Origin of the sequence: Kluyvera ascorbata ATCC 33433, from assembly GCF_000735365.1 — a bacterium.
GTDB lineage: Bacteria > Pseudomonadota > Gammaproteobacteria > Enterobacterales > Enterobacteriaceae > Kluyvera > Kluyvera ascorbata.
Map to the genome: position 1 here is coordinate 1 of NZ_JMPL01000031.1, position 12,178 is coordinate 12,178.

The window sequence follows — 12,178 nt, forward strand, 5'->3', positions numbered from 1 at the left end:
TGCTCGCTTTCAAGCTGAGTCGCCGCTTCCTGAAGCAGTTCGCTCAGGTGCAGAATATCAGTTAAGCGCCGCTCGCCGCCGTGGGTTGCCAGCAGGTTTTCCGCCATTGAGCGTGCGCTCATCAGGGCGCGAATCATCGGCATCACGCCGCGTCGCTGCCAGATAAGCCGGTAGTCGCTGAACTCCTCCACCAGCGCATCCCAGGCGTTCTCATCCTGGTTGAGGCGTTCAATGTCCTGCGCATTCAGGCCAAACATCGCCGTTGCCAGCGCGCTGCGCAGCGTGTTTTCCCGTTCAGGCGTTAACACGGCCTGAAGCAACCACAGCAGCTCCTGCGCTTCCGGGGTTTCAAACACGCTGTCACGGTTGGAGAGGTAGACCGATGGGATCGCCAGCGCGTTAAGCGCATCGCGAATCAGTGACGCTTCCTGACGGTTACGCACCAGCACGGTAATGTCCGATGCTTGCACCGGCCGGGCGTTATCGCCACGCCACAGCAGCGCGGTACCCTGTTGTCCCGCTGTCAGCCAGTCGCGAATTTGCGCCGCGCACTGCTGGGCCATAAAGGCTTGATAATCTCCCGCGCTAACGCCTTCACCGGGCATCAGCCACAGGTTCATGGCCGGCTGATTTTCACCGTCAACTTCAAAGCGCAGCGAGGCGTTTTTGGGCGCTGATTTCACCGGCAGGAACGGAATATCGCGGAACATAAAGGGGTTATCAACCAGCCCGAACAGGCGGTTGACGCTTTCGACCATGCCCGGCGCGGAACGCCAGTTGGTGTCGAGGGTGTAATGGGCGGCCACGTCGCTGCGCGCGCGCATATAGGTAAAGATATCCGCGCCGCGGAAAGCGTAAATCGCCTGCTTCGGGTCGCCGATAAGCAGCAGCGCGGTATCAGGCTGCTGCCGCCAGATGCGGCGGAAAATGCGGTACTGCTGCGGGTCGGTGTCCTGGAATTCATCGATCATCGCCACCGGAAAACGCTGGCGAATAGCGGCGGCCAGCGCGTCACCGCTGTCGCTCTCTAACGCTTCATCGAGACGGCTTAGCATATCGTCAAAGCCCAGCTCACCGCGTCGGCGCTTCTCACGGGCGACCGCTTCACGGATCTCTTTCATCGCCTGGGCGATCACCAGATCGTTTAACGTCAGCGGCGAGGCCAGCAGACGTTCAATCGCGCTGAACAGCGGATGGGTCGGCACTTCACCGTCCGCTTTGGTACGGTCGGCAAGGAATGGCTGGCTGAATTTCTCCAGCGCATCAGGCAACTGGTAGTTTTTGGTCTCTTCCTGGGCCCAAACGCTGATCTTTTCGATCCATTTACCCTGGTTGCCGCGGTTGAATTTGCGTCTGTCGATCCCGGAGTTTTCCAGCAGTGAGTCCAGCTCGCCCACGCTCGCCAGCCATTGCTGTTTAATGTCGTTTATCTGCGTGAGGATCTGCTGGTGACGCGACGCCAGCGTTTCGGCCTCGCCGAGCGGTACCTTGAGCTCCGGCGCTTCGCCATGGAGGTAGCGATCGATAGATTTGAGCAGGTCCTGCGGCCCTTTCCACGATTCGACTATCACCTGCGCAATCTCGCGATTGAGCGGGTAGCAGTGACGACGCCAGAAGTCGGCGCAGGCCTGGTAACGCAGTTGGGATTCGTCTTCAATCAGCTGCTGTTCAAACAGCATGCCGGACTCAAAGGCGTTCAGGCTCAACATCCGCTGGCAGAAACCGTGAATGGTAAAGACGGCGGCATCGTCCATCTGACGCTCCGCCAGCAGCAGCACGTTGGCGGCCTGTTGAAGGTCGTCAATTTCCGCCAGCAGGCTGGCATAGAGCGGGTTGTCGGTGGCGTTACGCAGGCAGGCGACGCGCAGCTCGTGAATGTTGCTACGAATACGTCCGCGAAGCTCTTCGGTGGCGGCTTCGGTGAAGGTCACCACCAGCAGCTCTTCGACGTTAACGGGCCGAGGATAGGCGGCCTCGCCGCCCAGCCCCAGCAACAGCCGCAGGTAGAGTGCGGCTATGGTGAAGGTTTTTCCAGTGCCCGCAGAGGCTTCAATCAGGCGCTCACCAATCAGGGGCAAGCGCAGGGGATCAAGGGACTCGGCGGTTCCGGTCATTCGTTCTCTCTTCGTATAGGTAAGGTTTGCTGCAGCTCAGTTATGCTCTGCCACACTTTCCAGCCCTCAGGATGCGCGTAGTCCGTTTTGCCATTCTGGCTACCGGAGACCTGAGACAGCACCGTCATACCCTGCGGGTCAACAACCGTCTGGTGGAAGAAGTCGGCCAGCTTTTGCGGCGTCAGCAGCTTAATCTGGGCGACTACTTTATCACGTGAATCAAAGGCCATATTACCGCGATCGAAATCTTTGCTCAGCTGCGAGGCTTCATCGCTCAACGTTTGCGGCGCTTGCAGCATGTCGGCTATGACTGCCTGTTGGATCTGGGCAAACTCTTCTGGCTTCATCGCGCGCAGCTTCTGTTCTGCGGTCGGGAAGAAAGCCTTGAAGCGTTCCCACAGGAAGGACGGCTGTTTTTCGTTACTTTGCAGCAGGAACCCCATGCCCCACTGGCGACCCACGTTCATCGAGAAGGCAAAGACGGCGTAGCCTAACTGCTCTTCGGTGCGCAGTTGAGTGTAGAACCACGGCTGGACGATTTGTGCCAGCATGGCGCTTGCCGCTGAGCTTGAGAACTCATCGACGTTTGGCGGCGCGAACACTGCAGCCAGCGCGGAATCGGTGCTGGCGCCCGCTTTCTCGAAGATGACGTTTTGCTGTTTATCCACCAGCACATCTTTGTTGCGACACCACTCGCTGCCGTTGGCCCCAAGCTGGGTCTGAACGTTGCGCGCAAGCGTCGTGGACTGCTCGGCGCTCAGGTTGCCAATAACCATAAACTCCGGTCGCGCCCCGGTTTTCAGACGGTCGCGGTAGTCCATCACCTCTTTGAGCGTAATGGAAGGCAGCAGCGCTTTACGATCTTCACGCTGGAAATAAGGCACCTGCGACAGCATCTGCACCGGCATAATCGCCTGTTCGTACGCTTTGCCTTTATCGGCGGAATCCATCATTTGCAGGTACCAGGATTTCGCTTGTTCCAGCTGCTCTTCGGTTGGCGTGTAGCTGAAGTAGCCCTGCAACAGTGCATCAAACAGCTGCGGCAGACGTTGAGTGTAACCGTTGGCGTTAAGCATCAGGCCATTGTTCGCACCGGTAGAGAAGCTAATCCCGCCGACGGCGGCCTGGTTACTCAACTGGTCAAGTGCAATGCCGGCCAGGTAATCATTCAGCGCAAACATCACCTGATTACGGGCGCTGTCCATCGCTTTGGGGTTACGCAGAATCAGCGTGATATCGGCCTTCGGTTCGCTGGCAAAGTAGCGGCTCGGCATATAGACCAGACGCAGGTTTTGCTCATCAACAATCAGCTCCGGATGGGTGTACTTTTTCTCGCTTTTAATCAGCGTGAAGTCGTCCGGTATATACGGGTTAAGCTGCGGCAGATTCAGCGCAATGCCGCTGGCGTCCTTCTGCCATTTGGCAAAAGTATCGGCGCTAATTTTATCAACCTGGTAAGGCGCATCCACAAAGTAGGCCACTTTGTTGTGCGGCTCTTTCGGGCTGATATACCAGATACGGGCGTTTTGCGGCGTCATCATCGCCAGACGATCTTTGACCGCCTGCGCGTCGTAGCGGTCGGCAATGTTCACCGCGTCCAGCGTATGCGCTACCGGCACGCGAATCATGGTATCCGCCAGCCACTCTACGTAACCCATATCGCGGGTGATGGACGGGTAACGGAAATCGAGGTTCAGCACGTGCGCCAGCTCGTCAAAGTAGCTTTTATCAACACCTTTCTGACGCAGCGTATCGAGATAGCTAAAGATGGCAGCGACCACTTCATCGCGGTGGGCCAGCCCTTTATCGGTTAAGGTGGCAGAAATCGCCAGCACGCCGCTGTTGCCGTTGACAACCGGGTCAGAGTCCGCGCGAATGCCTTCCACCAGCCCCTGCTTTTGCAGCCAGTCGGATAAGGTGCCCGGCGTGCGGTTGCCAATCAGGTAGGTAATCAGTTCGTCGGTTTTGCTACGGAACTGCGCGGAGTTGTTATCAATACGGAACTCAACGCGCAGCACCTTACGCGGCAGCGCGGGAACGTAATGAATGATGATGCCTTTCTGTGCGTCAGTGACCACAGGGACGGTAATTTCCGGGCGCTCGATGGATTTATCCGGGACGCGACCGTAGGTTTGGGCGGCAATCTGCGCCAGTTCAGGCAGCGGTTTGTTACTGTAAATCACCGCCTTCATCAGGTTAGCGGAATAATACTTGTTGCGAAACGCCAGCAGCGCTTCATACACCGGGCTATTGGGTTTGTCGCTCAGCGTTTCGAGGTTACCGCCGGAGAAACGTGCGCCGGGATGCGCCGGGTTGATGGTTTCTGCGCTCACCTGCGCCATACGCATACCGTCACGAGTACGCGCCATGGTCAACTCGGCGTTGACGGCATTGCGCTCGCGGTCGGCGTATTTTTTTTCCAGCAACGGCGCGGCAATCGCGTCGGCCAGGCGGTCGACCGCCCCCTGCAAGGCATCGTTTTCGACTTCCAGATAGAACGCGGTGCGATACGGCGCGGTACTGGCATTGTGGCTGCCGCCGTGCATTTTTAAGAATTCAGCAAGGCTGTCAGGCTGCGGGTAGTTTTTCGAGCCCATCAGCGTCATGTGTTCGAGGAAGTGCGCAAGGCCCGGATGGGAGTCAGGGTCTTCCAGTGAGCCGACCGGCACCACCAGCGCCGACAGCGATTTCACCGCCTGCGGGTCTGAAACCAGCAGGACGACCATCTTATTGTCGAGCGTAATCGCTTGATACTGACGGGTGTCTTTTTCGCTTTTGCGGATGGTTTCCTGAATCGGTTGCCATCCGGTGTCTGCCTGACCTACGGTCGCCCAAAAGGCGGTGACGAAAACAACAATACTCAACCAGATACTGCGGGGCATTCACGGACCTCACCATTAACAGATACTTCAAAAATCAGCATGCTCTTGTGGGCAGTTTCAGCCTCAGCTTACCGCTTCGTCTGCTGCCACTCATCAGTCCGTGACTTCTGCGCATAGTAAATGAACCCATTAACTTGCGCAATTTTTATACAATCACGATGACTGGTTGAAACGGAATACCGGCAGCAGATACGGTGTCGTCTGCGCGATTATCGCTTCATATTGCGCAGGTTCCAGAGTACGCCATAAGCGCTGATACCAGACGTCAGCCCCTTCACCACTCACTACCATGTTGCCTTCGTAAGCCTGTAAAAATTTACTGCGGGCTTTCTGCTGCGAGTCTTCGTCTTCTAAGATGGCATCATTTTCGGCATCGTAACAGGCTTTTATCCATGCGCCGCCGCTCTCCGGCAGGAACAGCAACGGTTGACACATTCCCTGACGATAGCCCGCAACCAGCTGTGACAAATACGCTTTCGCTTCATCTGCCGCCAGCGGCGGGAAGCACCACTCCCCATCTTTACGCAACAGCAGACGGCTGTCACCCGTTCCGCCACTTGCACAGTAGACAAGGTGTTCCAGCCAAAGTTGCATTCCCTGTGAAACGCTAAGCAAAGAAGGACGCCAACGCAGCAGGCCATTTTCCTGAACCTGAGGCAGCCAGCCGGTGATATTCACCCCGTCACAGTCGAGATCAATTTCCATGCTCTGCGCCGTGCGGCGATACTCAATCACCCGGCTCGCCAGCGCGGTCATTTCCTGATGCTGTGCCTCCCAGGCAATTTCACCAAACGGTCCGTAGGGCAGTTCACCGGCCGCGCGATAGCGTCGATACATCTGCCCGGCATCCTTCTGCTCAATCAGGGTGTTTAGTAACTGCTGATTAAGCTGATAGCGCGTTAACCCTTCGAGGGTGAACGGTTCGGTATCCGGGATATCGTTCTCTTCATTGCGGAAGTTCACCTGCAGGCGCATCTGGAAAAAGGCGCGCACCGGGTGCGCCCAGAAGCGCTGAAGCTGTTCAAGCGGCAGTGTGGTTAACGTCAGTGGTTCCAACGGCTGGATAAAGCTGGAATGCGCTTCGCCCTGCTGACTCGCCGCCGCCAGCCACTCCTGGGCATAGCTTTGCTGTTCACCGGCTTTGTAGTTGTCGGCATCAAACGGCATGCGCGGATGCAGCTGCATGATATGGCGCTTCACGCGCTGTTCGCTTTCATCGCAGTTCAGGGCTTCGTCGCCCTCAAGGCAGTGGCTCTGGCCGATGTAGTCCAGCAGCTCCTGTACCAGCACCGACGGGTAGCGTTCGCTGTTATCCTGAATAGAACGGCCGATGTAGCTGATATAGAGTGATTTTTCCGCCGACATCATCGCTTCAAGGAACAGATAGCGGTCGTCGTCGCGGCGGCTACGGTCGCCGCGCAGCGGCTTCTGGCTCATCAGATCAAAACCGAGCGGTGCCAGCGCACGTGGGTAAATTCCGTCGTTCATGCCCAACAGGCACACCACTTTGAACGGAATGGAACGCATCGGCATCAGAGTACAAATATTGATTGGCCCCGCCAGGAAACGCTGGCTGATACGTTCCTGATCGAGACGCTGCGCCAGTTCATCGCGCAGCAGCGTCAGCGGTACCTCTCCGACGTACTGCGACTGTACGCCCTGGGCGATGATTGCCTGCCACTGCTGCTCTATCAGCGTCAGCGCGGCTTCTGTGTCCTGATCCGGCAAGAAGAAGTCGTTGAGCATCTCACGACACACCGGCAGCCACTCCTCCAGCGAGCGAGTCTGCGTCAATACCTGCCGCCAGCGGTTTAGCTGCATCAGCAAAGAAGCCAGGTACCCGACCAACTCGGCAATCAGGCCGCTAGACTCATCATACGGCAGCACTTCCTGCCATTCGCCCTGTTCGCTCTCCATCGCGTAGCCCAGCAGCATACGCGTAAGACCAAAGCGCCAGGTATGCTGCCCGGTGGCGGGTAGGTCCATTTCGCGGACGTTGTCATCGTCCATCCCCCAGCGTACGCCGGACTCGCTCACCCATTGGCGAAGGTGCAGCAGGCCCGCTTCATCAATGTTAAAGCGCGCCGCCAGCACCGGCACATCAAGCAGCGCCAGCACGTCTTCGCTGGTGAAGCGGCTATCGGGCAGCGATAACAGAGTGATAAACGCCTGCATTGCCGGGTGCGCCTGACGGGCGCGACGGTCCGAAATGGCGTACGGCAGGTAGCGTTCACCGGTCGCACTGCCAAAAACGGCCTGAATAAACGGGCTGTAGCTGTCGATATCCGCCACCATTACGATAATGTCGCGCGGCGTCAGCGTCGGGTCGGCTTCCAGCATGGCTAGCAGGCGGTCGTGCAATACTTCGACTTCGCGCTGCGGGCTGTGGCAAACGTGAACGGTCAGGCTGCGGTCGTCTCGCGCCAGTGGGCGCTTGTCGCCGCTGTGGGCGAATTCTTCCGCGCTGCGCCCGGCGATGGCAGAATTTTTCAGCTCCAGCACATCGTACTGAAGGTTGTGCAACAGATTGTCAGGTTCGATATCGACGAACGCATCCAGTTCTTGATAGCGTTCAAGCCCCGCCAACAGATAGATGTAGTCGCGTCCCAGCTTGCCCCAGGAGGCCAGCATCGGGTTGCCAACGTCCTGCTCGCCGTCGTCGTTAAACAGTCCCGGCGCGTGGCTGGCGTCCTGGAACAGCGGCAGTTCACGCTGCTCCCGGTAGTGGCGACGCTGGCGTGCCATCAGTCGCGCCAGAAACGCCGGGTCTTTAATATCACCCCAGTAGTAGCGGCACGGGTTGGTGAACAACACGTAAATATCGACGTGTTTGCCCAGCGCCTGCAGCGCGTGCAGATAGACCGGCGGTAACGCAGAAATTCCGCAGATAAAGACCCGCGACGGCAGCCCCGCAGACGGTTGGTCGCTGTTTTCCAGCGTGTCGATAAAGCGCTGGTATAAGTTGGCGCGATGCCACAGCGGCTGACCCAGCGCGGCAGTATGCTCCACCAGCGCTTTCCACAGCGGCGCTTGCCATGCCTGCGCCTCGCCTACGCCGTCAACCAATCTTCCAGCTTCCCACTCCGTGAGCCATTCAGGACGATAGACCAGATACTGGTCATATAAGTCAGCTACGCGGGAGGCAAGCTGGAACAGCTTACGCTTGTCGGCATCGTCGGTGAGATAGTGCCGCAGCGGGGTAAAGGCCTCGTCCTCCAGCATGCCCGGCAGCAGGGTCATTAGCTTCCAGCTCATGCTCTGCTTGTTAAAGGCGCTCTCGGCGGGGATTTCAGGCAGAACGCGAGTAAACATGTCCCAGATAAAACTGGCAGGCAGTGGGAAGTCGATATTCGCGGCAATGCCAAAACGCTGTGATAGCGTCATCTGCAGCCACTGCGCCATCCCGGTACTCTGCACCAGAATCATTTCAGGCTCGAAAGGGTCCGCCAGCCGGTCCTGTTCAACGATGAACTCCATCAATGCTTCCAGCACATCCAGACGGTTGGAATGATAGACCCTTAACATAATCGCTCCTGACTACTGACTGACCGGGCAATGCAGACGAGACATACGCCCCTGCCTGCCCATGGGGGTGGTAATAGTAGCATTGATGCTGACACAACGTTGTGACGATGTCTGCCCCCGCTCACTCGTCCAGCCGTCAGGAACCGCTTGCGTCTGCTGCTGCGTTTGCAACCAGGCGTAGCGCCACATCTGGCGGTAGTGATTAAGCGTCACGCTGCTGGTTGCCAGCACGCGATAATAGCCGCCAAGCGCCGTCACTACGCTCACCATCAGAAACATCGCTAGCACGACTTCCGGCAGGCTAAAGCCTCTGGCTTTCAGGGTATCTGGCATAACGCGGCCTCCTTTAAAGGGCAAAAATCACTCCAGCCATGTGGTGAAAAATGGAGGTTTCCGCCTACCCACGAGCCCGACTGCCAGAGGCTGAGCGCGTCATTCTTTGCTATCAGCAGCAGCGTGCCGTCGCTAAAGCGCCGCAGGCAGACCCGGCTGTCGGATTCATAAACCAGGCATTGCGCCCCGGCTTCTGCCGCCCAGCGCTGAACCTTCCCCCACTGAAGAGCGGAGTGAACCTTCGCAGTACGTTGAATTAAGCGACTTTCGTTGCTCACTTTCTGCGTCTGTTGGCGCTGCGCCTGATTTAACCCCTGGAGCATCAGACTTCCTAAGACCAGCAGCATGAGCACCATCGCCAGTGACGAAACGCCGAGTTCGCGGTTCACTGGTTATATCCCGTGACGCCGTACTGCACGCTAGCCGCAATGTTGCCCGCGGCTATCGCGGACAGCGTAATAAACAGCTCCGGTGAGAAGCCTGCATTCGCATGACGCATCACCTGAAATACCGTAACGGTCGCCGTTTTCGGGTCGGTCATTTTGTTCCAGCCTTTATCATTGCAGGTATTCACCCCGCGCAGGGTTTCCAGCACGCCGGAGGTCAGGCGAAAACCTATCGTATCAGCGTTATCTGCTGGCGTAGTTTCCCAGACGCCGTTGCTGTCACCATCCCAGCGCGCAATGACGCACTCTCCCTGTTGCGCGATTTGCAGCGCCTGTCCTGCGCAACCTTCGCCACCACAATAGCCTGCTCGCTGTAAATGCTTGGCTATGGTGAAGGCGCTCTGCCAGAGATCGTCTTCGAGCGCTTGCTGCTGCATCTGCTGGAATATGCCGCGCTGTAATGCGGGCAAAAATCGGGAAGCCCCCAGCAATAAAATGCTGCTGATAGCCATCGCAATCAGCACTTCCAGCAGTGAAAAGCCGCGCATCAGCATGTTGCCCCCTCACACAAACGTACCCGTCCCCAGCTCGAGATAACTATCGTCCAGCTTCCCGCCTCACTTTCCAGCGTAATGCTGCCGGCCCATGCCGTATTACGCAGGCCAAAGAAAGCCAGATTCGGCGTGATTTTCGTTAACCCAACTTCGGCCCATTGCGAACGATAGACCGCAGGGTTTCCCGCAGGACAGCCGTCCAGAACCGTGTCATCCGCCACCAGACACCACGCAACGGGACTACGATTAACCCGAAATCGACGATCGTGGTTACGCCAGTTGGCATCGCTACGCATTGCTGTCAGGTAGTCGCGCAGTTCGCTGGCGGTTTGCCATAGGCGCTGTGACTGTTGCCAGCTTCGCCAGCCGTAAAGGCCGGAGGCGCTAAGAATAAGCACCAGCGTCAGCGCAACCAGGGTCTCAATGAGGGTGTAGCCCCGTTCTCTTTCTCTGTTCATGGCGGGCAGTATGGTGCGCGCTTCAATAAGGCACGAGGCTGGGATTTAGTTTTTACGAGTCGTCTTCAGGGGAAAATAGCGGTTTGCTGCAACGCGAGGATAACTGTGGACAGCGCTTCGCAAAACGCGACGTTTTCAGCATCAGGAATGCTGACGAACGCACATAAAAAAACCGGCGCAAATGCGCCGGTTATTCATTGCCGTGAGGTTAAATCGCCACCGGCGCTTTGATACCCGGGTGCGGGTCGTAGCCTTCGATTTCGAAGTCATCAAAGCGGTAGTCAAAGATAGACTCCGGCTTGCGTTTAATCACCAACTTCGGCAGCGCGCGCGGTTCGCGGGTCAGCTGTAGCGCGGTCTGTTCCATGTGGTTGCTGTACAGGTGGGTATCCCCGCCGGTCCAGACAAAATCACCCACTTCCAGGTCGCACTGCTGCGCCATCATATGCACCAGCAGCGCATAGCTGGCGATGTTGAACGGCAGGCCGAGGAATACGTCACAGGAGCGCTGATAGAGCTGGCAGGAAAGCTTACCGTCCGCCACGTAGAACTGGAAGAACGCGTGGCAAGGTGCCAGCGCCATTTTGTCCAGTTCACCGACGTTCCACGCAGAAACGATGATGCGACGCGAGTCCGGGTCATTTGTCAGCTGGTTCATCACAGTGGTGATCTGGTCGATATGGCGGCCATCCGGCGTCGGCCAGGCTCGCCATTGTTTACCATACACCGGGCCCAGGTTACCGTTCTCGTCGGCCCATTCATCCCAGATGCTGACGTTGTTTTCGTGCAGGTAGGCGACGTTGGTGTCGCCCTGCAGGAACCACAGCAGTTCGTGGATGATGGAGCGCAGGTGGCAGCGCTTGGTGGTCACCAGCGGGAAACCTTCTTGCAGGTTAAAGCGCATCTGGTGGCCAAAAATGGAGACGGTGCCGGTGCCGGTACGGTCATTTTTCTGGGTGCCCTCATCGAGCACCTTCTGCATCAGTTCAAGATACTGTTTCATGCTTCCTCAGGAGATCTGTTTCTGCGGACGGCGAAACGCCCAGACCATCATAATGATACCCGCAAGCACCATCGGAATCGAAAGAATCTGCCCCATGCTGATGTACTGCACCCATTCACCGGTGAACTGCGCATCCGGCTGGCGGAAGAATTCAGAGATGATGCGGAACAGGCCGTAACCAATCAGGAACAGGCCGGAGACCGAGCCCGCCGGGCGTGGTTTACGGATAAAGAAGTTCAGGATCAGGAACAGCACCACGCCTTCCAGCGCCAGTTCGTACAGCTGAGACGCATGACGCGGCAGCGAGCCGTAGGTATCAAACAGCGTTTGCCATTCAGGGTGAGACGGCAGCAGCGCCAGGTCTTCCGCACGAGAGCCCGGGAACAGCATGGTGTAGTGGAAGCTCGGGTCGACGCGGCCCCACAGTTCGCCGTTGATAAAGTTCCCCAGACGTCCGCAGCCAAGACCAAACGGGATCAGCGGCGCAATAAAGTCAGACACCTGGAAGAAGGTACGCTTGGTGCGTTTGGCGAAGATAATCATCACCACGATCACGCCAATCAGGCCGCCGTGGAAGGACATCCCACCGTCCCAGACGCGGAACAGATACAGCGGATCATGCAGGAAGGAGTCGAAGTTGTAGAACATGACGTAGCCGATGCGCCCGCCGAGGAACACCCCGAGGAAGCCCGCGTACAGCAGGTTTTCAACTTCGTTTTTGGTCCAGCCGCTGTTTGGGCGGTTCGCTCGACGCGTCGCCAGCCACATGGCAAAGATAAAGCCCAACAAGGTACATCATGCCGTACCAATGCAGGGAAACCGGTCCGATGGAGAAAATTACCGGATCAAAGTCCGGGAAACGCAGATAACCACTATTCATCTGTCACCACAAATGCTTGTTATTCCGCCGAAAGTGGACAGCG

At 57.4% G+C, this 12,178-nt stretch carries 8 protein-coding genes and 1 pseudogene; all 9 read right to left on the reverse strand.

Translation table 11 applies throughout. The features are described from left to right. A partial coding sequence (gene recB / locus GKAS_RS09890) for an exodeoxyribonuclease V subunit beta (protein ID WP_035893944.1) occupies nucleotides 1-2,114 on the reverse strand: 2,114 nt, incomplete at its 3' end. After that, entirely contained in the window at nucleotides 2,111-4,996 is a 2,886-nt protein-coding gene (gene ptrA / locus GKAS_RS09895) for a pitrilysin (RefSeq protein ID WP_035893947.1), read from the reverse strand. The genes recB and ptrA, both read right to left, overlap by 4 nt. Nucleotides 4,997-5,149: 153 nt before the next feature. Next, nucleotides 5,150-8,521: an exodeoxyribonuclease V subunit gamma gene (gene recC, locus GKAS_RS09900; RefSeq protein WP_035893948.1), complete on the reverse strand. Its 3,372-nt coding sequence runs from the start codon at nucleotides 8,519-8,521 to the stop codon at nucleotides 5,150-5,152. Nucleotides 8,522-8,533: 12 nt separating this feature from the next. Beyond that, entirely contained in the window at nucleotides 8,534-8,854 is a 321-nt protein-coding gene (locus GKAS_RS09905) for a prepilin-type N-terminal cleavage/methylation domain-containing protein (protein WP_035893950.1), read from the reverse strand. Further along, nucleotides 8,839-9,243: a DUF2509 family protein gene (locus tag GKAS_RS09910; protein WP_035893952.1), complete on the reverse strand. Its 405-nt coding sequence runs from the start codon at nucleotides 9,241-9,243 to the stop codon at nucleotides 8,839-8,841. The genes GKAS_RS09905 and GKAS_RS09910 overlap by 16 nt, the downstream gene beginning before the upstream one ends. Further along, nucleotides 9,240-9,794, reverse strand: coding sequence for a prepilin peptidase-dependent protein (locus tag GKAS_RS09915; RefSeq protein WP_035893954.1), 555 nt, complete (start codon nucleotides 9,792-9,794; stop codon nucleotides 9,240-9,242). Before GKAS_RS09915 ends, GKAS_RS09910 begins: the two co-directional genes overlap by 4 nt. After that, complete coding sequence (locus GKAS_RS09920) at nucleotides 9,788-10,252, reverse strand: prepilin peptidase-dependent protein (protein WP_035893956.1); 465 nt, start codon at nucleotides 10,250-10,252, stop codon at nucleotides 9,788-9,790. The genes GKAS_RS09915 and GKAS_RS09920 overlap by 7 nt, the downstream gene beginning before the upstream one ends. 208 nt (nucleotides 10,253-10,460) lie before the next feature. Then, nucleotides 10,461-11,255 (reverse strand): thymidylate synthase, encoded by a 795-nt coding sequence (thyA, locus tag GKAS_RS09925; RefSeq protein WP_035893958.1) that lies wholly within the window; start codon nucleotides 11,253-11,255, stop codon nucleotides 10,461-10,463. Between the two features lie 6 nt (nucleotides 11,256-11,261). After that, nucleotides 11,262-12,135: pseudogene (gene lgt / locus GKAS_RS09930) on the reverse strand (prolipoprotein diacylglyceryl transferase). Nucleotides 12,136-12,178 lie beyond the last annotated feature (43 nt).